The sequence below is a fragment of the Ruegeria sp. HKCCE4148 genome (assembly GCF_017872495.1).
Lineage (GTDB): Bacteria > Pseudomonadota > Alphaproteobacteria > Rhodobacterales > Rhodobacteraceae > Ruegeria.
The window spans coordinates 600,208-624,157 of record NZ_JAEDOS010000001.1; the positions used below are offsets into that span (position 1 = coordinate 600,208).

Annotated in this window: 24 protein-coding genes and 1 riboswitch; of the genes, 19 read left to right on the forward strand and 5 right to left on the reverse strand. The window is 56.2% G+C overall.

The genetic code is table 11. The features are described from left to right. Nucleotides 1-93 precede the first annotated feature (93 nt). The 9 genes from I9187_RS02980 (at nucleotide 94) to cmk (ending at nucleotide 9,364) form a co-directional block, all read left to right on the forward strand. Nucleotides 94-1,116 carry a PhoH family protein gene (locus tag I9187_RS02980; protein ID WP_171181457.1) on the forward strand — a complete coding sequence of 341 codons (1,023 nt, stop codon included), beginning with the start codon at nucleotides 94-96 and terminating at the stop codon, nucleotides 1,114-1,116. 36 nt (nucleotides 1,117-1,152) lie between these two features. Then, nucleotides 1,153-1,647, forward strand: a complete 495-nt coding sequence (ybeY, locus tag I9187_RS02985; protein WP_171181455.1) for an rRNA maturation RNase YbeY — start codon at nucleotides 1,153-1,155, stop codon at nucleotides 1,645-1,647. Nucleotides 1,648-1,682: 35 nt separating this feature from the next. Then, complete coding sequence (locus tag I9187_RS02990) at nucleotides 1,683-2,570, forward strand: hemolysin family protein (RefSeq protein ID WP_171181446.1); 888 nt, start codon at nucleotides 1,683-1,685, stop codon at nucleotides 2,568-2,570. After that, nucleotides 2,567-4,075 (forward strand): apolipoprotein N-acyltransferase, encoded by a 1,509-nt coding sequence (gene lnt, locus I9187_RS02995; RefSeq protein ID WP_171181445.1) that lies wholly within the window; start codon nucleotides 2,567-2,569, stop codon nucleotides 4,073-4,075. Before I9187_RS02990 ends, lnt begins: the two co-directional genes overlap by 4 nt. A 37-nt stretch (nucleotides 4,076-4,112) precedes the next feature. Continuing rightward, nucleotides 4,113-4,161, forward strand: a riboswitch (SAM-SAH riboswitch). Between the two features lie 5 nt (nucleotides 4,162-4,166). Then, nucleotides 4,167-5,348 carry a methionine adenosyltransferase gene (gene metK, locus I9187_RS03000; protein WP_209940055.1) on the forward strand — a complete coding sequence of 394 codons (1,182 nt, stop codon included), beginning with the start codon at nucleotides 4,167-4,169 and terminating at the stop codon, nucleotides 5,346-5,348. Between the two features lie 97 nt (nucleotides 5,349-5,445). Further along, nucleotides 5,446-6,159, forward strand: a complete 714-nt coding sequence (trmB, locus tag I9187_RS03005) for a tRNA (guanosine(46)-N7)-methyltransferase TrmB (RefSeq protein ID WP_171181440.1) — start codon at nucleotides 5,446-5,448, stop codon at nucleotides 6,157-6,159. An 85-nt stretch (nucleotides 6,160-6,244) separates the two neighbouring features. After that, complete coding sequence (locus tag I9187_RS03010; RefSeq protein ID WP_171238955.1) at nucleotides 6,245-7,318, forward strand: amidohydrolase family protein; 1,074 nt, start codon at nucleotides 6,245-6,247, stop codon at nucleotides 7,316-7,318. A gap of 85 nt (nucleotides 7,319-7,403) precedes the next feature. Further along, nucleotides 7,404-8,750 (forward strand): 3-phosphoshikimate 1-carboxyvinyltransferase, encoded by a 1,347-nt coding sequence (aroA, locus tag I9187_RS03015; protein WP_171181435.1) that lies wholly within the window; start codon nucleotides 7,404-7,406, stop codon nucleotides 8,748-8,750. After that, nucleotides 8,747-9,364, forward strand: coding sequence for a (d)CMP kinase (gene cmk, locus I9187_RS03020; RefSeq protein WP_171181433.1), 618 nt, complete (start codon nucleotides 8,747-8,749; stop codon nucleotides 9,362-9,364). The genes aroA and cmk overlap by 4 nt, the downstream gene beginning before the upstream one ends. A 24-nt stretch (nucleotides 9,365-9,388) precedes the next feature. Here the strand turns inward: cmk and I9187_RS03025 are convergent, their stop codons facing one another. Beyond that, the gene (locus tag I9187_RS03025; RefSeq protein ID WP_171181432.1) at nucleotides 9,389-9,865 is read right to left on the reverse strand and encodes a YHS domain-containing (seleno)protein; all 477 of its coding nucleotides are present in this window, start codon (nucleotides 9,863-9,865) and stop codon (nucleotides 9,389-9,391) included. A gap of 218 nt (nucleotides 9,866-10,083) precedes the next feature. Here I9187_RS03025 and I9187_RS03030 point away from each other — a divergent pair, with 218 nt between their 5' ends. The 10 genes from I9187_RS03030 (at nucleotide 10,084) to I9187_RS03075 (ending at nucleotide 20,751) form a co-directional block, all read left to right on the forward strand. After that, nucleotides 10,084-10,632, forward strand: coding sequence for a hypothetical protein (locus I9187_RS03030; RefSeq protein WP_171181430.1), 549 nt, complete (start codon nucleotides 10,084-10,086; stop codon nucleotides 10,630-10,632). A 310-nt stretch (nucleotides 10,633-10,942) separates the two neighbouring features. Then, a complete protein-coding gene (locus I9187_RS03035) occupies nucleotides 10,943-12,628 on the forward strand; it encodes a tryptophan halogenase family protein (RefSeq protein ID WP_171181428.1) in 1,686 nt (561 codons plus the stop codon). Nucleotides 12,629-12,774: 146 nt separating this feature from the next. Continuing rightward, nucleotides 12,775-13,077 (forward strand): DUF6525 family protein, encoded by a 303-nt coding sequence (locus tag I9187_RS03040; RefSeq protein ID WP_256368693.1) that lies wholly within the window; start codon nucleotides 12,775-12,777, stop codon nucleotides 13,075-13,077. 263 nt (nucleotides 13,078-13,340) lie between these two features. Then, entirely contained in the window at nucleotides 13,341-15,017 is a 1,677-nt protein-coding gene (gene rpsA / locus I9187_RS03045) for a 30S ribosomal protein S1 (RefSeq protein ID WP_068337749.1), read from the forward strand. A 270-nt stretch (nucleotides 15,018-15,287) separates the two neighbouring features. Next, nucleotides 15,288-15,572: an integration host factor subunit beta gene (gene ihfB, locus I9187_RS03050; protein WP_050603110.1), complete on the forward strand. Its 285-nt coding sequence runs from the start codon at nucleotides 15,288-15,290 to the stop codon at nucleotides 15,570-15,572. Nucleotides 15,573-15,579: 7 nt separating this feature from the next. Further along, nucleotides 15,580-15,930 (forward strand): LapA family protein, encoded by a 351-nt coding sequence (locus I9187_RS03055; RefSeq protein WP_171235358.1) that lies wholly within the window; start codon nucleotides 15,580-15,582, stop codon nucleotides 15,928-15,930. 11 nt (nucleotides 15,931-15,941) lie between these two features. Continuing rightward, nucleotides 15,942-16,583, forward strand: a complete 642-nt coding sequence (locus I9187_RS03060) for a phosphoribosylanthranilate isomerase (protein WP_209509884.1) — start codon at nucleotides 15,942-15,944, stop codon at nucleotides 16,581-16,583. Nucleotides 16,584-16,630: 47 nt separating this feature from the next. Continuing rightward, nucleotides 16,631-16,966 (forward strand): hypothetical protein, encoded by a 336-nt coding sequence (locus I9187_RS03065; RefSeq protein ID WP_171235356.1) that lies wholly within the window; start codon nucleotides 16,631-16,633, stop codon nucleotides 16,964-16,966. 69 nt (nucleotides 16,967-17,035) lie between these two features. After that, complete coding sequence (gene trpB / locus I9187_RS03070) at nucleotides 17,036-18,283, forward strand: tryptophan synthase subunit beta (protein WP_171235355.1); 1,248 nt, start codon at nucleotides 17,036-17,038, stop codon at nucleotides 18,281-18,283. 521 nt (nucleotides 18,284-18,804) lie between these two features. Beyond that, nucleotides 18,805-20,751: an Ig-like domain-containing protein gene (locus I9187_RS03075; RefSeq protein WP_209940056.1), complete on the forward strand. Its 1,947-nt coding sequence runs from the start codon at nucleotides 18,805-18,807 to the stop codon at nucleotides 20,749-20,751. A gap of 28 nt (nucleotides 20,752-20,779) precedes the next feature. Here I9187_RS03075 and I9187_RS03080 read toward each other — a convergent pair whose 3' ends face one another. The 4 genes from I9187_RS03080 to I9187_RS03095 form a co-directional block, all read right to left on the reverse strand. Further along, complete coding sequence (locus tag I9187_RS03080; RefSeq protein ID WP_171178068.1) at nucleotides 20,780-21,154, reverse strand: DUF2237 domain-containing protein; 375 nt, start codon at nucleotides 21,152-21,154, stop codon at nucleotides 20,780-20,782. 9 nt (nucleotides 21,155-21,163) lie between these two features. Continuing rightward, the gene (locus I9187_RS03085; RefSeq protein ID WP_171178066.1) at nucleotides 21,164-22,327 is read right to left on the reverse strand and encodes a serine hydrolase; all 1,164 of its coding nucleotides are present in this window, start codon (nucleotides 22,325-22,327) and stop codon (nucleotides 21,164-21,166) included. Nucleotides 22,328-22,410: 83 nt separating this feature from the next. Continuing rightward, the gene (gene pth / locus I9187_RS03090; RefSeq protein ID WP_171178064.1) at nucleotides 22,411-23,091 is read right to left on the reverse strand and encodes an aminoacyl-tRNA hydrolase; all 681 of its coding nucleotides are present in this window, start codon (nucleotides 23,089-23,091) and stop codon (nucleotides 22,411-22,413) included. A gap of 126 nt (nucleotides 23,092-23,217) precedes the next feature. Further along, nucleotides 23,218-23,871 carry a 50S ribosomal protein L25/general stress protein Ctc gene (locus I9187_RS03095; protein WP_171178062.1) on the reverse strand — a complete coding sequence of 218 codons (654 nt, stop codon included), beginning with the start codon at nucleotides 23,869-23,871 and terminating at the stop codon, nucleotides 23,218-23,220. Nucleotides 23,872-23,950: the final 79 nt, after the last annotated feature.

Sequence of the window (23,950 nt, forward strand, 5' to 3'; positions counted from 1 at the left end):
TGTCATCCAAGCACTAATTTTTGAAACTGTGGCTTGCGCCCACCGAGTTTTGTTGTCTACGCTCAGGGTGAACAGCCAAGACAGGAGAACGGATTGGCCATCGGTGCCCTGACCCCACCGCAAGATGAAATGCCCCAGCGCGAGGCGTTTGTAGAATTTCCCGACAACCGATTGTTGATTGACCTGTGTGGTGAATATGACCGCAATCTGACGGATATTGAAAGCAAGCTTTCCGTCCAGATTGTACGTCGTGGCAATCAGCTTGTTGTCATGGGGGATGAAGATGCTCAGAAACACGCCGTGGAGGTTCTGCAGTCGCTCTATACTCGCCTGGAAGGTGGGCGCGAGGTAGAGGCTGCGGATGTAGATCGCGAGCTCCGCATGGGGGCCTCGGAACAAGGCACTGGCTCCCGCGACGGCGATCAGCTTGAAATGTTCAAGGGCGGATCGGTCGAGATCAAGACCCGCAAGAAACTGGTTGAACCGCGCACGGATGCCCAAAAGGCCTATGTTCAGTCGCTCTTCCAGAACGAGTTGGCCTTTGGCATTGGTCCTGCGGGAACGGGGAAAACGTATCTGGCGGTGGCTGTGGGTGTTTCGATGTTCATCGGCGGCCACGTGGATCGAATCATCCTGAGCCGCCCAGCGGTCGAAGCGGGTGAAAAGCTGGGCTACTTGCCCGGTGACATGAAGGACAAGGTCGATCCGTATATGCAGCCGCTCTATGATGCGCTGAACGACTTCTTGCCGGGCAAGCAACTGGCCAAGCTGATTGAGGAAAAACGAATCGAAATCGCTCCGCTGGCATTCATGCGCGGTCGAACGCTGGCGAACGCCTTTGTGGTTCTGGACGAGGCGCAGAATGCGACGACCATGCAGATGAAGATGTTCCTGACCCGTTTGGGTGAGGGTAGTCGTATGGTGATTACCGGCGACAGGTCGCAAGTTGATCTGCCGCGCGGGGTGCAGTCAGGCTTGGCGGATGCTGAAAGGTTGTTGAAAACGATACCAAATATCAGCTTCAACTACTTCACCTCAAAAGACGTCGTTCGTCACCCGCTTGTCGCCGCCATCATCGAAGCGTATGAGGCCGATGCGGGCCGCGATACCAGTTGAGTGCAAGGCCCTTTGCAAGGGCTGATGTGCGGTAAGATGAAGCTGGAACTCACTGTCGAAGACAATCGGTGGCAAGGTCTTGAGGCTTTGTCGCATAAGGCGATTTCTGCTGTTTTGACGTTTGTCGAGCTGGACTCTGAGGTCTGTGAAGTTAGCGTTCTGGGCTGCGACGATGCGCGGATCGCAGACCTGAATACAGAGTTTCGCGGCAAGCCAAGTGCCACCAATGTTCTGAGTTGGCCAGCCGAGGATCTGGCCCCGGAAGAGCCGGGTCAGGAGCCGGTTTCACCGGAGCCGGACTTTACAGGTGAAATCCCCTTAGGTGATATCGCGATTTCTTTCGACACCTGCGCGCGTGAGGCGGCGGAGGCTGGGAAGGCGATGGACGATCACGTGATCCATTTGCTTGTTCACGGAACGTTGCATTTACTGGGGTATGATCACATTCGTGATCCTGATGCCACCCTGATGGAAGGGATTGAGGTCGAGATACTTGGCAAATTAGGTATCGATGACCCATATAAGGTATGAAGGGGTCAGATGACCCGATCAGTTGGAACAGGATAATGGGCGAGACAGACGGCAGTTCTAGGGCGGCGCACAGCGCGCAACCACAGGACAGCAGCAATGCGACCGAAGAGAAAAGCGGTTTCTTTTCAAGGATCATAGATGCGTTTTCGGGTGATGAGTCCCAACCGCAACCGGTGTTGAACGGGCAGGATGCAACGGTACCCCAATCCCGAGGGATGATTAACCTGCGTCGGATGCGCGTGGAAGATGTCGCCATTCCTACGGCAGAAATCATTTCCGTCCCTTCGACGATCTCCAAGGACGAGCTGGCGGATGTCTTTCGCGAAAGCGGGCTTTCCAGAATCCCGGTCTATGAAGGTACCCTGGATACGCCGCTGGGGTTCGTCCACCTCAAAGACTTTGCCTTGACTCATGGGTTCAATGGCGGAGGTAGCAACTTTGATCTCGTTTCGATGCTGCGCACGCTGCTTTTCGTGCCGCCTTCAATGCCGATCGGCGTCCTGCTGACCAAAATGCAGACGGAGCGACGCCATATGGCGTTGGTGATCGATGAGTACGGTGGCGTTGATGGCCTGTTGACCATCGAGGACCTGATCGAGCAGGTCGTAGGTGAAATCGCAGACGAACATGATGCAGATGAAGATCAGCTTTGGGTGCAAGAGAAGCCCGGTTGTTATGTCGTTCAGGCCCGTGTCCCTCTTGAGGATTTCGAGGCCGAGATTGGCCGCTCGTTGACCAGCCATGAAGACGTGGATGAAGAAGAAATCGATACTCTGGGCGGCTTGGTGTTCATGCTGTCGGGCCGTGTGCCCGCACGGGGAGAGGTTGTGATCCACCCTGAAGGACCGGAATTTGAAGTCATCGACGCCGATCCGCGACGTATAAAAAGGCTTCGCGTCATGCTGCCGGATATCGCTGCATGACCCCCACGCGGGGCTGGCCTTTCCCGCTGAGGTTACTGGCCGTCGCCATGCTGGGCGGAGTGGCGGGGTTTGGTTTGGCGCCTTATGGCTATTGGGCACTTACTATCCTGTCTCTGATCCTGATCGTACCGATTTTTCTGGCTAGTGAAACCCGCGCGCGGGCTGGCTGGATAGGTTGGGTCTTTGCGACGGGCTATTTCGCGCATGCGCTTAGTTGGATCATCGAGCCGTTTCAGGTGGACGCGGAACGCCACGCCTGGATGGCACCGTTTGCGCTGTTGTTTATGGCAGGGGGCCTCGCCCTGTTCTGGGCCGTTTCTTTTTGGATGTCTCGCCGCCCGGGCGCGTCACCTTTTCACCAAAGCTTGCTCTTGATCGTTACCCTGTCCTTGGCTGAACTGGCCCGAGGCTACGTGCTAACCGGTTTCCCTTGGGCAGGGGTTTCGCAGGTCTGGATCGATACACCAGTAGCGCAATTGTTGTCTTTGTTCGGGCCGTTTGGGTTAAACGCCCTGACGTTCGCCGCGACCTTCCCAATCGGTTCGGCAATGATGCACCCCAGACCTTTTCGAGGGCTGGTGCAGTCACTGGTATTTACAGCCGGATTGGCCGTCGTCGCGTTAAGCTATGCCGCGATACGGCCAACGGTTCACGACGGACCGCACGTCGTTCGGGTGGTGCAACCAAATGCGCCTCAGCATCAAAAATGGGATCCGGCATACGCCCCTTTGTTCTTTTCAAGGCAGATTGAGTACACCGCCGCCCGACCAGAGCCTGATCTGATCGTTTGGCCTGAAACTGCTGTGCCCGCTTGGCTTGGCAGTGCACAACCGTTTTTAGCCGCGATTGCAGATGCCGCGCAGGGAACCCCGGTTGTACTGGGCATACAGCGCGGAGACGGGCCGAGGATTTTCAACTCGATGATCCAACTTGATGCCAACGGGCAGCAGGCAGGGCTTTATGACAAACACCATCTGGCCCCTTTCGGAGAATATGTTCCTTTCGGCGACCTGTTGGGGCGTTTTGGCATTCACGGAATGGCAGCAACGACAGGCCATGGATTCAGCGCGGGCCCTGGCCCCGAATTGATGGATATGGGAGAGCTGGGGAATGCTCTGCCGCTGATCTGCTACGAAGCCGTTTTTCCACAAGATGTAAACGGTGCATCGGGGCGGGCGGATTTCCTTTTGCAGATCACCAATGATGCCTGGTTCGGAACCCGATCTGGCCCGTATCAGCATATGGTTCAAGCTCGGATGAGGGCGATCGAACAGGGCCTGCCGATGATCCGTTCAGCGAATACTGGTATATCGGCCATGATCGACCCTCTGGGCCGTGTCACGGCCTCTTTGTCTTTGGGCGAGGCCGGATATCTCGATGCCGTCCTTCCATTGCCGCAACAGTCGACTATTTATTCGCGGACAGGAGACAGTGCCGTTCTTGTGATCCTTTTGTTTCTTGGCGCCATCATCCTATTCAGTGCTCGCTTGCGCGAGAACTATTAGAGATTGACCGCACCTGCACGTGGGCGTATGCGTCTTTGACCTGTCACAACGGCTTCCTGGCGTGGCAGAGAAACCCTAATGGAGCACATTTATGTCCCGACAGAACTATACTTTTACTTCGGAGTCCGTTTCCGAAGGGCACCCTGACAAGGTCTGTGACCGCATTTCGGATGCCGTCCTTGACGCATTTCTGAATGAAGAACCCGAAGCACGTGTGGCCTGCGAGACCTTTGCCACGACCAACCGTGTCGTTATTGGCGGCGAAGTCGGCCTGTCGGATAAAGACAAGCTGCACGACTACATGGGTCGTATTGAAGAGATTGCCCGCGATTGTATCAAAGACATTGGCTATGAGCAGGACAAGTTTCACCACGAAACCGTCGAGGTAACAAACCTGCTGCACGAACAATCCGCTCACATTGCACAAGGTGTTGATGCTGCGGATAACAAAGACGAAGGTGCAGGCGACCAGGGCATCATGTTTGGTTACGCCACAACCGAAACCCCCGCGCTTATGCCCGCACCGATCCAGTACTCGCACGCTATCCTGCGTCGTCTGGCCGAAGTGCGCAAAAGCGGTGCCGAACCTGCGCTGGGCCCCGATGCCAAGTCACAATTGTCCGTCATCTATAATTATGGCAAGCCGGTCGGCGTAAGCTCGGTCGTTTTGTCGACGCAGCATCTGGATGAAGCGCTGACATCCGATGACATCCGCGAAATCGTTGAACCCTATATTCGCGAAACTCTGCCCGAAGGCTGGTTGTCTGCTGATACTGAATGGCATGTGAATCCGACGGGCAAATTCGTGATTGGTGGCCCGGATGGCGACGCAGGTTTGACCGGTCGCAAGATCATTGTTGACACATATGGTGGCGCGGCCCCGCATGGCGGCGGCGCGTTCTCGGGCAAAGACCCGACCAAGGTGGACCGTTCCGCTGCTTATGCCGCACGTTACCTGGCTAAGAACGTTGTCGCTGCTGGCATGGCAGAGCGTTGCACGATCCAGCTGAGCTATGCGATTGGCGTTTCCAAGCCGCTGTCGATTTATGCTGACACGTATGGAACAGGTCACGTTTCAGATGAAGTTATCGAAAAGGCCGTTGGGCAGGTCATGGATCTGACACCGCGCGGCATTCGTGAGCATCTGCAAATGAACAAGCCGATCTATCAGCGCACTGCAGCTTACGGCCATTTTGGGCGTGAACCTGATGCAGATGGCGGCTTTAGCTGGGAACGCACTGATCTGGTTGACGCGCTGAAAGCCGCAGTCTGATCCAAACAGAAAGAAAGCGCGCCTGTCGGGCGCGCTTTTTTGTTGCGGGCACGTCGCGCACTTGCAACGCCAAGGCCCGCGCAGTATGGCCACCGCCATGAGCACCGAGACCCCACAACGCCCGCGCAGAAATTTCTATGGCCGCTTCAAGGGTAAGACCCTGAAGCCCAGCCAAAAGACTTATCTGAATGAAGACTTGGCCGCGCTGTCGCCAGGTGCCGTGGATTGGGAAACCAACCCCGAACGCAACCCATTGGACTTGGATGGGCTGTTCGGAGGCAAGCCTGTTTGGCTTGAAATTGGCTTTGGCGGCGGTGAACATCTGGTGCATCAGGCGCAAAGCAACCCGGATATCGGCATCATCGGGGCAGAACCTTATATCAACGGTGTTGCGATGCTGCTGGGTAAAATCCGGCAAGCGGGGGTCGAGAACCTGGCTGTACATCCCGGCGATGCGCGCGATCTGTTCGATGTGTTGCCCGAAGCCAGCATCTCGCGCGCCTTCCTGCTCTATCCGGACCCTTGGCCAAAGACCCGCCATCATCGCCGCCGTTTTGTGACGCCTGAACATCTGGAGCCATTGGCAAAGGTGTTGAAGCCGGGTGCGATCTTTCGCGTTGCCACCGACATTCCCGACTATGTGCGCCAAACGCTGGAAGAAGTTCCACGCGCGGAATTCGAATGGCTGGCGGAACGCCCAGCGGATTGGCGTCAGCCCTGGAATGACTGGATTTCAACCCGATACGAACAAAAAGCCCTGCGGGAAGGGCGGGTGCCACATTACCTGACCTTCCGTCGGATTGAACCCTGATCAGTTTCAAATTTCTGTAATCCTGAACACTATGTTAGTCTGTGTGCGGAGCACGCATTTCAGCATTGTTTTTTCCAGGATTGCCATGTCTGACATACGGATCACGAACTGCCACACGCACCTGTTTCACGCGCGCCATGTGCCCGAGGATTACCCTTATCCGGCGCTCAGGCCATTCAAGAAGATGCCTTGGCTGATCAAAGCCCTGGCATTTGGTGCCCGTGTGGTTGGTCAGCATACAGCCGCCGAGAAACTGGACAGGCTCTATCGCTTTCAGCAGGAAACGGACGCGGGCAGCCAGCGAGATATTCTGGACAACCTGAGGCGACACTATCCGAGCGATACCCGCTTTGTCGTCCTGCCAATGGAGATGTCAGCCTTTGGCTTTGGGACGCCAGAGGTTTCCTTGAGCGCGCAACATGACGAGTTGGCGAAGCTGTCTGGCGACCCCGAGGTCGGCCGATCAGTGATACCCTTTGCAACGATTGACCCGCGGGCGGACCCACAGGCCACAGAACTCTGGCGGGCCATCGATGGTTTGAAGTTTCGCGGCCTAAAACTCTATCCGCGTCTTGGATTCGCACCGGACGATCCGGTTCTAATGCAGCATGTTTACCCACGGTTAGAAGAGTTGAACCTGCCGGTCATGTCGCATTGCTCACGCGGCGGCGTTCAGGGGCGCTATCTTTCGAACTATTGGGCCGACCGCTATACCGAGCCAGAGGCGTTTATTCCCGTAATGCGTGCTCATCCCAAGCTACGGATTTGCCTGGCGCATTTTGGCGGGCAGCGGGACTGGGACGCCTATGTCAATCCAGATCGCAAGAACCCGCTGGACGACGCCTTCAACAGGAACTGGCAAGTGGCGATCCGGCAGATGATCGGCAGCGGAAATTACCCGGGCCTCTGGACGGATATCTCTTACACATTGTTCCAGTTCGAGGATTACGCCCCCTTCTTGCGCATTTTTCTAACCGGCGAGGATGAAGAAGGTGAGCGCCTCAGGTCGCGTGTCCTGTTTGGATCAGATTACTACATGACCCGGCAAGAAGCGCTGTCAGAAAAGGCGGTCTGTTTCCGGCTGCGCAACATCTTGGGCGAGGAGATTTTCCGGCAGATCGCCGAAGAAAACCCAGCGAAATGGCTGGGTGAAGCCTGAGAGACCGCTTTGCGCTCATTGCCGCTGGACCAAGCCGCTCCAATTCGCTAATCCGCCTTGAACTGATAGCGCAAAAGGAGCCCCCATGTCCGGACACGGCACGCCCATCCCGATGACTTCGCATCCCTGCGGCCCGCTGACCGGCACGGCCGAGGTGCCGGGTGACAAGTCGATCTCGCACCGGTCGCTGATCCTTGGCGCGATGGCTGTGGGTGAGACCAGGATCTCGGGCCTGCTGGAGGGCGAAGACGTTTTGGACACGGCCAAGGCGATGCGGGCCTTTGGGGCTGAGGTTACGGATCACGGTGGCGGGGAATGGACCGTGCATGGCGTGGGCGTTGGCGGATTTGCCGAACCGGATCAGGTGATCGATTGCGGCAACTCAGGCACCGGCGTGCGACTGATCATGGGCGCTATGGCAACCTCTCCGATCACGGCGACCTTTACGGGCGATGCCAGCCTGAACAAACGCCCAATGGCGCGGGTGACTGACCCTCTGGCCCTGTTTGGTGCGCAATCGGTTGGTCGGTCCGGGGGGCGTCTGCCAATGACCATCGTGGGCGCGGCAGACCCCGTGCCGGTTCGCTACGAAGTGCCCGTACCCTCGGCCCAGGTCAAATCTGCTGTGTTGCTGGCGGGATTGAATGCCCCCGGCAAAACCGTTGTGATCGAGAAAGAAGCGACCCGCGACCATTCTGAGCGTATGCTGGCTGGCTTCGGCGCTGAGATCACGGTTGAAGATACCGATGAAGGTCGTGTCATTACCCTGACAGGACGTCCTGAATTGAAGCCGCAGGTTATCGCCGTGCCGCGTGATCCGTCCAGCGCGGCCTTCCCAGTGTGCGCTGCGCTGATCACACCCGGCTCGGATGTGCTGGTGCCCGGCATTGGCCTGAACCCGACCCGCGCTGGTTTGTTCACCACATTGCGTGAGATGGGTGCAGACCTGACTTACGAGAATGAGCGCGAGGAGGGTGGCGAGCCTGTTGCCGATCTGCGTGCAAAATATTCGCCGAACATGAAGGGGATCACCGTGCCGCCGGAACGCGCGGCTTCGATGATCGATGAATACCCGGTTCTTTCCGTGGTTGCGGCCAACGCAACCGGCACCACGATGATGGGCGGTGTAAAAGAGCTGCGCGTCAAGGAAAGCGACCGCATCGACGCCATGGCGCGTGGCCTGCGCGCAAACGGTGTGACGGTCAATGAGGGTGACGATTGGTGGTCGGTCGAAGGGCTGGGTATCGGCAACGTTCCCGGGGCCGGCACCTGCGAAAGCTTTCTGGATCACCGCATTGCCATGTCTTTCATGGTGATGGGCATGGGCGCGCAGAAGCCAGTTAGCGTGGACGATGGCGGCCCGATTGCAACGTCTTTCCCGATTTTTGAACCGTTGATGGCATCGCTGGGTGCTAAGGTCGAACGCTCGTGAGCTTCACAGTCGCGATTGACGGGCCTGCGGCAGCGGGCAAGGGCACAATCTCAAAGGCCGTTGCAGCGCATTTTGGGTTTGCCCATCTGGACACAGGGCTGCTCTATCGTGCGGTGGGTCGACGCGTTTTGAAGGGTGTCGATCCTGTCGACGCGGCAAAGGCTTTGACCGCCGAAGAATTGTCGCAAGGCGATCTGCGCACTGCCGAAATCGCACAAGCCGCGTCCAAAGTGGCAGTCATTCCCGAGGTCCGCGCCGCGTTGGTGGATTTTCAACGCGCCTTTGCCCGTAGGGCTGGGGGGGCTGTTTTGGATGGGCGTGATATCGGGACGGTGATTTGTCCTAATGCCGAGGTGAAGTTGTTTGTGACGGCCAGCGCCGAAGTGCGTGCCGAACGCCGGTATCTTGAGCTCAGCGCCAAGGGTGCTGACGTGACGCGCGGACGGGTTCTGGCAGATGTCAAAGAACGCGACGCGCGCGATGCTGAGCGCAGCACTGCTCCGATGAAACCTGCGGAAGATGCGGTTCACTTGGACACAACCGAACTGAGCATCGACGCGGCATTGGCAAAAGCGCTTGAGGTCATCAACGCTAAACTGCCTGCGGCGCGTTAACACCGCAGGCAAAGGGGACAGAGCTTACAGCTCGCCCACGGCAACGCTTTTGATGTTTGCCCACTGATCGTCAGCAGTTTTTGCCGTATTGACAACGTCTTTCAGAAAGGCTGCGCGGGTTTCAGCATTCAGGAAAAGGTACAGTTTGCCGTCTGCCACCAGGTACTGATCCGGATCGCCGTCAAATTTCTTACCAACTGATACGCCGAACGAGCAGAAGCCGCCATGCTGCGGCAAGAAAGCCGCCGGGTTCGCCTCAAACGCTTCCCGGTTAGCTGCGGTCGTGAAGTAGTAAGAAGCACCGTCATAAGTTGCTGAGTGGGTTGCGAAGCCTTCCACGGGATTGCCGTCATTGACCAGTGCAACCAGATCAACGCCGTGCGCGGCCAGCGGCGCACCTGCGGCCGAGATGCCGTTGGAGACGTTGATCTCGTCAGCGGCAAAGGCCGGTGTGGATAGGGCGACAGCAGCCGCAAGAACGGGCAGGATGAGCGATTTCATAGTGGTTTTCCTTTTGATTTCAGTTTCGGACCGACCGGTGTGTCGACCGATGAAAAACAGTTAAGGTTAAGCTTCTGAACGTGTAATCTCAGAAAGAACGCGTTATTTTGCAGATCGTACAATTGACAGAATTATTGGGCTTCGCAGATCACTAAGCTTTGTTTGGCCAGTTTGAGCTTCACTACTTATTGTCAAAGCATGTCTGCAGGAGTGACCTCATGTTTCGCATAGCCATCTTTCTGATTTTCGCCGCCGGAAGCCTTGCTGCGCAGGAGGTCGCGCCCGAAGCCTCGCCTGATGGCCTAAATGCCGAGCCTCCAATGACATACGAGCGGCTGGGTAATATCCTTTTTGCACTGGACCCCGAAGCACAGCCCCATGGGCCTGGATTTCAGATGACAGTGGCCGGTGTTCAGGTTTTGGTCATCACTGACATCAATGCAGATCGGATGCGAGCCATGGTTGCGGTCGGCAATGCCGCAGATCTGTCCGAAGAAGACTTGATCCGGGTGATGCAGGCCAATTTCGACAGCACTCTGGACGCGCGTTATGCGATTGCAAATGGCATATTGTGGGCTGCGTTTATCCACCCTTTGTCGTTGCTGGAAAAGGATCAGCTAATCTCGGGGTTGGCGCAGACGGTGAATATCGCGAAGACGTATGGCACGCTTTATTCCGGCGGGGCTGCGGAATTTGGTGGGGGTGACAGTACGGATCTGCAACGTGCCCTGATCGAAGAGCTTTTGAAGAAGGGTGAAGAAATCTAACCGGCGCCTGAACCCAGCGCATGTCCTTATCTTAATCCGCTTCATTCGTACCGCTCTGCTGCGTTATTTGCGCGGCCAGGAAAGATTCCACATGCCACAGATCGCGTCGTGCCCGCCAAGAAAAGTCGCTTACCCGCAGATACGGTTCAAGCCGGTCGCATATGCGTGCGCAATATGCCGCGATAAGCCCTAGATGGACGCTGGAAAGCTGTTATAGTTTCCCTCAAGCAAAAAAGGGAAAGCTGCCAAATAACCCCAAAAAAGGGGGAAGCAGCTGCAAAATCCCCCGAGCCAACAGGGACAAAACCACATGAATAATCGTCTGAACCAAATCACCATCGTGGGCGGCGGCACGGCGGGATGGATGACCGCGCTGATCCTGGACATGGTGTTTTCCCGAACGTCGTCGCAAAAAGATCGCCCACGGATCTGCCTGATTGAAAGCCCCAATATATCGACCGTCGGGGTGGGCGAGGCCACGGTGCCCCGCATGCCGGTTACGCTGCGCCAGGCAGGCATTACAGAGCGGGATTTTTTCCGCGAAACCAACGCATCCTTCAAACTGGGCGTGAAGTTCTGTAATTGGAATAAGGACCGCAAGGGTAATCGTATCGACTATGTGAATCCCTTTGCACACGGCCAGATGTTGGAAGGTTTGGATGCTGCCGAGTATTTCCTGCGGTTCGGCAATGGGGATCGGGACTTTACCCAGTCAATCTCGCCGCATGACGATCTGGGTCGGCTGTGCAAGGGCGCACGACAGTTGGGCCAGCCTGAGTTTGAGCAGCGGTTTGGTTACGCTTACCATCTGGATGCAGTGAAATTTGCCGGGATGCTGACCAAGGTCTGCACAGATCGAGGTGTTGAACATATCCGGGATGAGGTGCAATCAGTTGAACTGGATGAACAGGGCAATGTCAGCCATCTGACGCTCGAGCGTAGGGGTCGCCATGACATCGAGATGGTTATTGACTGCACCGGTTTCCGCGGATTGATCATCAACAAGGCGCTGGGCGAGCCGTTTTTGGATTACTCGGATTACCTGCCCAATGATCGCGCCATGGCGTTGCAGATCGAGCATCCGAATCCGAAAAAGATCGAGAGCCTGACACGATCCACCGCACTTGGCGCGGGCTGGACATGGCGGGTGCCGCTCTACAACCGTGTGGGCACGGGGTATGTGTTCTCATCGGCGCATCGAACCGATGATCAGGCGGCGGATGAGTACCTCGAATGGCTTGGGGACAGCGGCAAGGGTTTGACGCCGCGTGTCATTCCGATGCGCGTTGGACGTGTGCGCAATGCCTGGGTCAAGAACTGTGTCGCTATTGGTCTGTCTGGCGGCTTCATCGAACCGCTGGAAAGTACCGCGATCCACATGATTGATCATGCGGTGCGCTGGTTCGCCGAGCATTTGCCAACGCGCGCCATCGAGCCATCGCTGCGGGCAAGATACAATCGGCAGATGGACAAGATGTACAACGAGGTGCTGGAGTTTATCTGCCTGCACTACCGTTTGGGCAATCGCACGGACGATCCCTATTGGATCGATGCGCGGACACAGATGAAGGTGCCGGACCGGTTGGCCGAGAATTTGGAGCTATGGCAGCACCGCCTGCCAATGGATCACGATGTGGAATTCGCCACGCTTTTTGACCACCGCGTGTATCAGACGGTTCTGTTGGGCAAGCAGGTCTATGATACGGGGTATGGGCCAGGCATCCGGGATCGAGTGCGACCATTGAAGAAGGTGATCTGGTATCAGGGTATGCAGCGCGCGAAGGAAGATCTTGCTCAGATCATCAGATCAATGCCTGACCACAAAACGCTGCTGCGCGATATCCGCGGCGAGCTGGAGCGCCCTGCCTTTGGCAAGGCGAAGGTAGCGCAACCGACTGTTGCGATGCCCGGCACCACGCCAGCGCCTGTTAGGATTCAGAACATGCCGAACTTTGCAGAAATCCAAAGCGGTGCAAAAGATCTGCAGTTGTTCTAGAGGCCCTGTGAGCTCGGGGCAGAACCCACTTTTGCAAAAATGAAGGTTGGGGTGAACGCCCCTGCCTCAGGCTCGTCTTGGGTGGGCGAAAAAGCAGCCTAGTAGGCACTTGCGCAGCCTATTATCGTTATGTAATTACATAATGGATGCGAAGGATATGTGCATTGCAAAGACAGTCAGATCACGGCTGCAAATTCCGCCGAAATCTGCGGAGCGGCCTCAAACGTCGGCAAAGAGAAACTGCACCGATGCAGGTTTATGACTCGCTGCCGCCGGGCTTGCGGCAATGGTTGGCTGCTGCCAGTTTGCCGTGGAGCCCGGTGTCCGCTCAGAAAATATGGAACCGGGCCGGAGGTGCACGCGATCCGTCTGCCGCGTTGATGCGCTTGGATGAGATAGAACAGGCGATGTTGCAGCGCGATGCCGGGGTTTGGAGCGCCAAACGCTAAACAGCCCTCTGAAAAGACCTGCCGAACCTTGAAAACATGGGCTTTACCCTTGCACATGTCGAGGAATCCGCCTATACGCGCGCTGTCGATACAAGGGCGGTCAACGTCCGGATGACGTTTCTGAGCAGGGCCGGGTTACCTCGGCCCTTTGTGTTTGTTTGCTCAGGGGCGCACCGGGTCACGCCAGACGGCATCATGAAACAAGACCGGCGGAGACAACCGCTCGGCCAGCAAAAACGTACTGTAAAGGAAAACAACGCCACATGGCTAACGCATCCATGGAGGAATTCGAAGCCCTCCTTAACGAAAGCTTCGAAATGGACACACCCGAAGAGGGTTCTGTTGTCAAAGGCAAGGTTCTGGCGATCGAAGCCGGCCAGGCCATCATCGACGTAGGCTACAAAATGGAAGGCCGCGTTGATCTGAAAGAATTCGCAAATCCCGGCGAAGCCCCTGAAATCGCTGTTGGTGACGAGGTCGAAGTCTACCTGCGCGCCGCAGAAAACGCCCGTGGCGAAGCCGTCATCTCGCGCGAGATGGCCCGCCGTGAAGAGGCATGGGACCGTCTGGAAAAAGCATATGCCGACGACCAGCGCGTCGAAGGTGCGATCTTTGGCCGCGTCAAAGGTGGCTTCACTGTCGATCTGGGTGGCGCAGTTGCGTTCCTGCCCGGTTCGCAGGTTGACGTTCGCCCTGTGCGCGATGCTGGCCCGCTGATGGGTCTGAAGCAGCCGTTCCAGATTCTGAAAATGGACCGCCGCCGTGGCAACATCGTTGTTTCGCGCCGCGCAATCCTGGAAGAATCGCGTGCCGAACAGCGCGCCGAAGTCATCGGCAACCTGTCCGAAGGTCAGACCGTCGAGGGTGTTGTCAAGAACATCACCGAATACGGTGCATTCGTTGACCTGGGCGGCGTTGACGGCCTGCTGCACGTCACCGACATGGCATGGCGTCGTGTGAACCACCCGTCCGAGATCCTGACGATCGGCGAAACCATCAAGGTTCAGGTCATCAAGATCAACAAAGAAACCCACCGCATCAGCCTGGGCATGAAGCAGTTGCAGGAAGATCCGTGGGATCTGGTTGCTGCGAAATACCCGCTGGGCTCTGTTCATCAGGGTCGCGTCACCAACATCACCGACTACGGAGCGTTCGTCGAGCTGGAAGCCGGTGTCGAAGGTCTGGTGCACGTCTCCGAGATGTCCTGGACCAAGAAAAACGTCCACCCCGGCAAGATCGTTTCGACCAGCCAGGAAGTCGACGTCATGGTTCTGGAAATCGACGGCGCCAAGCGTCGCGTGTCTCTGGGCCTGAAGCAGACTCAGCGCAACCCATGGGAAGTGTTTGCAGAAACTCACCCCGAGGGCACCGAGGTCGAAGGCGAAGTCAAGAACATCACCGAATTCGGTCTGTTCATTGGCCTCGAAGGCGACATCGACGGCATGGTTCACCTGTCGGATCTGTCCTGGGACGAGCGTGGCGAGGATGCGATCCAGAACTACCGCAAAGGCGACGTCGTTCAGGCGGTTGTCTCGGAAGTGGATGTCGAGAAAGAGCGTATTTCGCTGTCGATCAAAGCCCTGGGCGGTGACAAGTTCGCCGAAGCCGTGGGCGGCGTGAAACGTGGCTCGGTTATCACTGTCGAAGTGACCGCAATCGAAGATGGCGGCATCGAGGTCGAGTACGAAGGCATGAAGTCGTTCATCCGTCGTTCCGACCTGTCGCGTGACCGTGCCGAACAGCGCCCCGAGCGTTTCTCGGTCGGTGACAAGGTCGACGTCCGCGTCACCAACGTTGACAGCAAGACCCGCCGTCTGGGCCTGTCGATCAAGGCACGCGAGATCGCCGAAGAGAAAGAGGCCGTGGAACAGTACGGTTCTTCCGATTCGGGCGCGTCGCTGGGCGATATCCTGGGTGCAGCGCTGAAGTCGGGCGACTAATTCCGGGACACATCCCAAACAAGCTTTTCGGCCTCGCGCTTCAGCGCGGGGCCGTTTTTGTTGCGAATCAATGTGTTCCAATCGGTCGTGTTAATTTCGGTAATGTTTGCGCTTTAAGTGCGGAAAAACCCCTGTCCGGCAAAAAATCGCGTGAGAATATGGCAAAATAAAGCCTCAGCGCGCAGAGTATGCGTTCCCCCAAACCGGATTTTTTCCTATACTGTCAAATCAGTAGACCTGACACACCGGCTGCCTGGGAGGGTATCACGCATGATCCGTTCAGAATTGATTCAGAAAATCGCTGACGAAAACCCACATCTCTATCAGCGTGATGTTGAGCGGATTGTGAATACCGTGTTCGAAGAAGTCACCGACGCCATGGCCCGCGGCGATCGTGTTGAACTGCGTGGTTTCGGCGCGTTTTCGGTCAAAAAGCGCGATGCGCGTGTGGGGCGTAACCCACGCACAGGAGAGACGGTGCAGGTCGAGGAAAAATGTGTACCGTTTTTCAAAACTGGTAAGTTGCTTAGGGACCGATTGAACGGTAAAGCCTGACCGTATGATGCGCTACATTCGATATGCTTTTCTTGGGACGCTTGGGATCATCCTGATTTCGGTGTCTCTGGCCAATGTTGAGTCGGTTGAACTCAAGCTGATGCCGGATCCGCTGGCTGAGTTGTTGGGATTCAATCTGACCGCTTCGCTTCCGTTGTTCCTGGTGGTTCTGGGTGGTGTTGTGGCCGGTCTGATCATTGGCTTCATTTGGGAATGGATGCGTGAACACAAGCATCGCCGTGACGCGACCGCGAAGAAAAGCGAAGTGCGCAAGCTCGAGCGAGAGGTCAATAAGCTCAAGAAAAAGCAAAACGAGGGCAAAGATGACGTTCTGGCCCTTCTGGATGAGGCAAGCTGAGCCCAATTCCCATGCCCGATGTTAGGTTCAAAATCTGCGGCTTGACCGCATCTGATCACGTGCGTGCAGCCGTTGAGGTCGGGGCAGGCTATGTCGGTTTTGTTTTCTTTCCGAAGTCACCTCGCCATCTGGACGTTGCGCAGGCTGCGGAACTGGCCAAAATGGTTCCGCCCGGCGTCGCCAAGGTGGCATTGGTGGTAAACGCCACTGACGAAGAGCTGGTCAGCATCGTGTCTGCGGTTCCGCTGGATATGCTGCAGTTACACGGTAAAGAGAGTCCTGAACGGGTTTCTGAGGTCCGGGACCGGTTCGGTTTGCCTGTGATGAAGGCGATAGGTGTTGCCGAGGCCGAGGATCTGGACGCAATAGATCTGTATTCCGAAGTGGCCGATCAATTGTTGATCGACGCAAAGCCGCCTCGGGGCGCGGAACTGCCAGGAGGCAACGGGCTGGCGTTTGACTGGCGCTTGCTGGCCGGTCGGAAATACTGGCGGCGTCCTTGGATGCTGGCCGGTGGTCTGACGCCGCAGAACGTTGCTGAAGCTGCCAGGATGACCGGCGCGCGGCAGGTCGATGTCTCTTCGGGCGTGGAAAGCGCGCCGGGTGTAAAGGACGCAACCCTGATCGGCGAATTTGCAGCCGCTTTGCAGTGATCTGATCCTTTAGTTGCCGCGTATCCCCGTTTGGGGAGGAAGACAGTATGTTGGCGGCAATAGGTGGTGTTTCCCTGAGACACTGGTACAACGCGCCCGAATTTTTCTGGCGCGCGGGTCAGGCGTACAGGCAAGCAAAAGGCGACCCGTTGTGTCTGCACGCAGCTGTGTTCCGGCAGGATGGGCTCTATTTTTCGCTGAGCGTTTGGCACGATATCGAGGCGATGCTGACGTTTGCACAATCGGGTCCTCATCGACGTGTCATGCTGGCAGCCGATCGGCTGGCGGATGTGAACCGGTTCTACCACTTTCCGTGCATAGGCGTGCCCTCTGCGGAACAGGCAATTCAGGTCTGGCGACAAAACATACGGGTTGCGGAATGATGCGTTTTGCCCATGGCAAATCTTGTCGCCACAACCTATGAACAACGGGTACGACGAGTGGAGACACCCATGGCCAACGATCTTTTCAATTCCTTCATGTCCGGCCCTGACGAGCAAGGCCGCTTTGGCATCTTCGGCGGGCGATTTGTCAGCGAAACGCTGATGCCGCTGATCCTGTCGCTGGAAGAGGAATACAACAAAGCCAAGGATGACCCCACCTTCTGGGCCGAGATGGATGATCTTTGGGCGAATTACGTTGGTCGCCCTTCGCCGCTGTATTTTGCGGAACGCCTGACTGAGCATCTGGGTGGCGCAAAGATCTACCTGAAGCGTGACGAGCTGAACCATACCGGCGCGCACAAGATTAACAACGTGTTGGGCCAGATCATTCTGGCGCGGCGCATGGGCAAAACCCGGATCATAGCTGAAACTGGGGCAGGGCAGCACGGCGTGGCAACTGCAACCGTTTGCGCCAAGTTTGGTCTGAAATGCATCGTGTACATGGGTGCGCATGACGTTCAGCGTCAGGCCCCGAACGTATTCCGCATGCGTCTGCTGGGGGCCGAGGTGATTCCAGTAACCTCTGGTCGTGGTACGCTGAAAGATGCGATGAACGACGCTCTGCGTGATTGGGTGACCAATGTGCGCGACACGTTCTACTGCATTGGTACCGTGGCCGGTCCGCATCCCTATCCGGCGATGGTCCGCGATTTTCAGTCGATCATCGGAAAAGAAGCGAAAGAGCAGATGATGAAGGCCGAAGGCCGTCTGCCCGATACGATCATCGCTGCCATCGGTGGTGGGTCGAATGCGATGGGTCTGTTCTACCCCTTCCTCGACGACAAAGAGGTGAACATCATCGGTGTTGAAGCTGGTGGCAAAGGTGTGAACGAGAAGATGGAGCATTGCGCTTCGCTGACCGGAGGCCGTCCGGGCGTGCTGCACGGTAACCGCACCTATCTGCTGCAGGATGATGATGGTCAGATACTTGAGGGCTATTCGATTTCAGCTGGTCTGGATTATCCGGGAATCGGGCCCGAGCATTCCTGGTTGAATGACATTGGCCGCGCCAATTATGTCTCGATCACCGACAAAGAGGCGCTTGAGGCGTTCCAACTGTGTTGTGCGACTGAAGGCATCATCCCCGCGCTGGAGCCCAGCCACGCGCTGGCCCATGTGATGAAGATTGCGCCCGATCTGCCCAAGGATCACCTGATCTGCATGAACATGTGCGGGCGGGGCGACAAGGACGTTCAGACCGTGGCAAAATATCTGAACTTCGACATGTCAGACACCGAAGGCCGCACTGCTGACTAAAGTAAAGCCGCAGATGTTGCCACGGTTTTTCATTTCCGGGCAGCTGCACTGTGGAACTCTTCTTTTGATTGAGTCGTCTAAAGCCAGGAAGCGCGTGGTTCTCAGCTAGTAGTTGGCATGAACACGCGTGTTTCCTGATCGGACAAAGACTGACGCAATCCCTTCAACTGTTGCAATTTTGCTAGTTTTTGGCGGGTTCGATTGTACTTTTGTAGCCGCTTCTGTGTACGTTGCTACGCGGTGGTTTTAAGCCCAAATCACTCAATTATGGCCATTTGTATTGCGTGGCGCTTGTGTACTGCAAAACAAGCAAAACACATTCGCTGCACTAAGTGTTCAGTCGAGCGACTTCAAATTCTATACAACTTATAAGAATTGTTTTAACGTTTTGATAATCGGCTTATGGGGCCGGTTTTTTGGGGATGTCTCTACTTGTTGGAACAAGAGGTGACACGCTTGGGTTGCTGTTTTGACTCAAGCCACTCTTTGTTTGGCGCCCAAGGAATGCTGTAGGAGGTAAAATGGTAAGGTCTTCTATGTTGAGGTTTTTGAGCCTCGTGCTTCTGGTTTCGATGCTTATCCTCACAAACGCCAAGGAAAGCCATGCACTTGGCGGACCTTCATTTCCTGCTCAGATCATTACGACCCCAAATGGTGGGCAGATTTTCCTAAGCAATCTCCAAGGTACTGAAACCGCCTTCATATCCTTGGGTGGCTCGGCAGAAGTTCCCGGAGGATCTTTCTATTTCAATTTCGGTACCATCCCGGCAAGCGCGATTACACCAGGTGGTTTGGCGACTTTGGGGTACCTCAACGCAACCAACATCAACCAAAACGGCGCGGACTCGACTTACGCAATTGATGGGTATCTTGGCGTGGTTTTCACAGCTCAGGAAACCGTTGGTGGACCGCTGTACCGCTATGAGATCGCGCTGTCGGGTGTCACGACCACTCAGGTTATCAACACACGGACGCTTGTGGACACAACCCAACCGACGGCCACAATCGGTGCACTGACAGCCACCGGAAACGGTACGTTTCAAGCGTCGATCACTCTTAGCGATCCCAGCACCGATTTCTCGGTGGGCGATCTGGCTTTGACCAACGCTACAGCGACATTGTCCGGGTCGGGCAGCAACTATACGGCGACACTTACAGCACAAGCAAACGGGCTTGTTGAGTTGTCCATTCCTGCCGGGGTCTTCACGGACGCGGCCGGAAACGCAAATCTGGCTTCTAACGTCGTCAACGTGATCTACGACGCGAACGCGCCAAAGGTCACTATTAGCGGCCTTCCGCCAAATTTCACTGACTTAAACCCAATCACCGTCACCTTTACGTTTTCTGAAGAGGTCACAAATTTCAGTACCGCCGGTATTTCAGTGACAAACGGGACGATTGGTGCGGTTTCAGGGGGGCCGCAAACTTACATGGCAACCGTAACGCCATCTGGGTCGGGCAACCTTTCTCTTGTCGTACTGGCAGGTGCCGCCGTGGATTTAGCGGGTAACCCAAGTGTTGCTTCGGACCAAGTTACGGTTGTCAACGAAATAGTTGCCGATACAAGGCGACTGATACAGGCGTTTCAGAATGCGCGGGCCACCAGCCTTGCAACTAACCAGCCGGGATTGACCCGGTTCTTGCAGCGGTCGGGTTCTGGCGTGTTGGACACGTCGGTGACGCGAGGTTCGGGTTATCTGAATTTTGCCTCAGATCCATCCAACCCGGTCTGGTTCAATTTGACCGGCAACTGGAGCTCTCAGGACGATTTCGACAGCTCCTATGCGCTGGCTGTTTTGGGGGCACATCGTCAGATCAACGCGAACCTTCTGATCGGGGCAATGCTGCAACTCGACTATGCAGAAACGGATAACGGACCGGCCAGCGTGGACGGTACAGGGTGGCTGATTGGCCCTTACGTGGTCGCCAAGTTGCCCAGCCAGCCGGTGTTTTTTGAAGGGCGCGCTCTGTATGGACAGGCTGACAACGACATCTCTCCGCTTGGGACCTATACTGACAGTTTCGACAGCGAGCGTTGGTTGGTGCAATCACGTGTGACCGGCGAAATCAAACGCGGTGCGCTGACGCTGATGCCACTGCTGGACGTCAGCTATGCCAGCGATGATCAAGAAAGCTACACCGACAGTCTGGGGAATCTGATACCGCAGCAGGACTTCAGTCTAACCACGGCGCGGTTGGGTATGGATTTCAAACACCCCGTTCAGGTTTCGCGCGGTGACTTTATGCTGACGGGTGGCCTGTCAGGCATATGGAGCACGACTTCGGGCACGGGCACTGTCCCCGGCGTAACGCCGATTGGCGACACGGCGCGTGCGCGTGCGGATCTGGGCTTTGACTACCTCTTGGAAAACAACAGCTTGCTTGCGGCCAATGTGTTCTATGACGGCATTGGTGAAAGCGGGTTCGAAAACTACAGCCTCAGCCTGATCTGGCAAATGTCCTTCTGAACCAACTTAGGTGCGCCGCAGAGAATCGTTACTCTTCGGCTATGTGCTGTTGCAGAACATCCAATGGCACAATCTCTAACGCGCGCTGATGTGTGGCCTCCAGATGGACCTGCGGCGCACATCCTTCGTCGTGCGCTTGCATAAAGCGGCTGGCACACAGGCACCAGCTGTCACCGGGTTTGAGGCCCGGAAAGTCGAATTCGGGCCGTGCCGTGCTCAGATCATTGCCGACATATTTTGAGAATGCCAGAAACTCGGCTGTCATCACTGCACAGACGGTGTGGCTGCCCTGATCTTCGGGGCAGGTGTTGCACCCGCCGTCGCGGAAAAAGCCGGTTAAGGGGTTTCTTGAGCAGGGGGCGAGGACACCACCCAGCACATTGATACTGTCTTGCTTTTGCATGAGGCTACCTTACAGGCTTTCTGCGATCTTGCGGAACATTTCGATGTTCTGATCATTAACGCCGGGTTCACGGAACAGTCGGTCTGCACCGGTTGAGACAATCAAGACGCCGCGGGGCTGATTGAAATAGACATACTGACCGTAAACGCCACGTGCCAGAAACTCACCCTCATGTGCGCCGCGGGGTATCCACCATTGATAGCCATACCCGATCTTGCCCTGTGCTGTGGGGGCGCTGGGTTGCGTGGCCTCAAATATCCATTCGGCGGGGACCATTTGTAGCCCATTCACTTTACCGTCCTGCAGGATCATTTGCCCGAACCGTGCAAAGTCACGCGTGGTGAAGTTCAGGCCGCCCAAAACAAAAGCAACACCAGTACCGTCAGTAACGTAATACCCGCCGTGTTCCAGGCCCAAAGGCTGAATGACTTTTTCAGTCAACAACTCTGCCACGCTCCGGTCAGTCGCGCCGCGTATCACCATGCCCAACACATGCGTATCGATCGAGACGTATTGCCAGGTTTCGCCCGGTGTCGCAAAGCTGTCTTTCAAAGATGCCGCAAAATCGTCCAGTTCACCGCCCAAGGCGATCACGCGGCCCATGCGGTTGATGTCAGAGTTTGGGTCCAGGTAATCCTCGTCAAACGTGACCCCGCTGGCCATGTTCAGAACATTGCGGATTGTCGCGGCGTCATAGGCGCTGCCCTTGAGTTTTGGCGCGTATTTCACCACCGGATCGTCCAGCGACTTGATTGCGCCCTCATCCAGCAGAATCCCAAACAGCGCTGACAAATAGCTTTTGGCCACCGACCACGAAATTCGACGATCATCCGGGCCTGTTCCCAGATAGTACTCCTCGAACCGGATACTTCCGCCCTGCATCACCAACAACGAGGTTACAGAGCGCTCTTCGATCCAGGCGTCAGCGCCGTCCGGCAGATCGAACCCATCCCCATAAGGCAACTCCCAAGTAGGGGCGTCGCCACGAGGCAGGTCAACGGTTAAAAAAGCCTCGTCCATATGCGAAAAATTATGAACGATCTTTTCTGCTGAAAACAGAGAGTTCACAGCCATCAGGCGCTGCAATTCTTCACGTTTCCACAGCCCAACGACAACACTGGCCAGAGCCAGCGCCAAAACGATGCGCAGCACCCATTTCAAGATGGATCTCATCGCATAGCCTCCCTTATTCTTGGGTATTGGATCGCGGACGCCTTCATTCTGCAATGGCTACGTAACGGAACGTTTTGGATCTGCTATTTGAATTTGTCCAACAGCTTCTGCATGGCAGAGCGGTCATCAACCACTGGTTCGGTTGGTGTATCAGGCTTTGTTTGGGATTTCGGAGTCGAGGTCTTTGAAGATCGCGGCGGAGCAGTGCGCAGCGCGACTGCGTTCATGAATTTGCCTCCATCTCCGTTTGCCAAATATGCAGCGCCGTCTGAAACCCCGCGTAGAACATCATCCAGCCAGTCGGCATCCGCCTTGGCGAAATCACCCAGAACATAGGGTGAGACCATCTCTTTCCGCCCTGGATGCCCGATCCCCAACCGAACGCGGTCATAGGCCGGGCTGATATGATCATGGATCGAGCGCAGGCCATTATGCCCGGCATGGCCGCCACCCGCCTTCACACGGACTTTGCCAGGGGCGAGGTCCAGCTCGTCGTGAAAGATGGTCACATCGGTCGAATCCAGTTTGTAGAACCGCATCGCTTCTCCCACCGACTGACCCGACCGGTTCATGAAGGTCTGCGGTTTGATCAGCAGAACTTTTTCATCGCCCAAACGCCCCTCAGCGATTTCGGCCTGGAATTTGGATTTCCATGGGCCAAAGCCGTGATCCTCGGCGATCCGCTCCACGGCCATGAAGCCAATATTGTGCCGGTTGCGGGCGTATTTCGACCCTGGGTTCCCCAATCCGACAAACAGTTTCATAGTCTCATCCTTGTGCGATGCAGGTGGTTGATGGCACGGAATGCCACCTGTTTCCAGCCCGAGCGGCAAAAGAAAACGGGACCCAACAGGGCCCCGTTTCCAAATCCGAACTCTTGAAGTTCGAGCTTATTCTTCTGCAGCGTCCTGACCGACGACTTCAACCTCGTCAGCTGCCACTTCTTCACCTTCTTCGTCGTCGCTTGTGGACAGACCTGTGGGTGCCGAGATGTTGGCAATCACGAAATCACGGTCGATGGTCGGCTTGGTGCCTGCGGGCAGGTCAACCGACGAAATGGTGACAACGTCGTTGATGTTCAGACCGGTCACATCAACGGTGATCTTCTCAGGGATATCACCCGCGGTGCAGACCAGTTCGACTTCAGGGCGGACAACAGTCAGAACGCCGCCTTTCTTGATGCCGGGCGCTTCGTCTTCGTTGATGAACTCAACGGGGATGAACAGCGCGATTTTGGTGGTCCGGCGCAGACGCATCAAGTCCAGGTGGGTCGGCAGATCTTTGACGATATCACGCTGGACATCGCGGCAGATGACGCGGACATCTTCGTGGCCGTCAACCTTCAGGTTCCACAGTGTCGACTTGAAGCGGCCCGCTTTCAGGCGCTTGAACAACTCGTTGAACGGGATCTGAATAGGAAGCGGCTCTTTATCGCCACCAAAAACAATGCCCGGAACCATGCCGTCGCGGCGTGCCTGACGAGCGGCGCCCTTGCCTGTCCCCGTCCGTTCCAGAGCTACGAGATCAGGAATCTCTCCAGCCATGATAATTCTCCAATGTTAGGGCGGGCATCCTCCAAGGCTGTATGCCCGCGTGAAGCCGCGTCCTTAGCTTGATTCAATT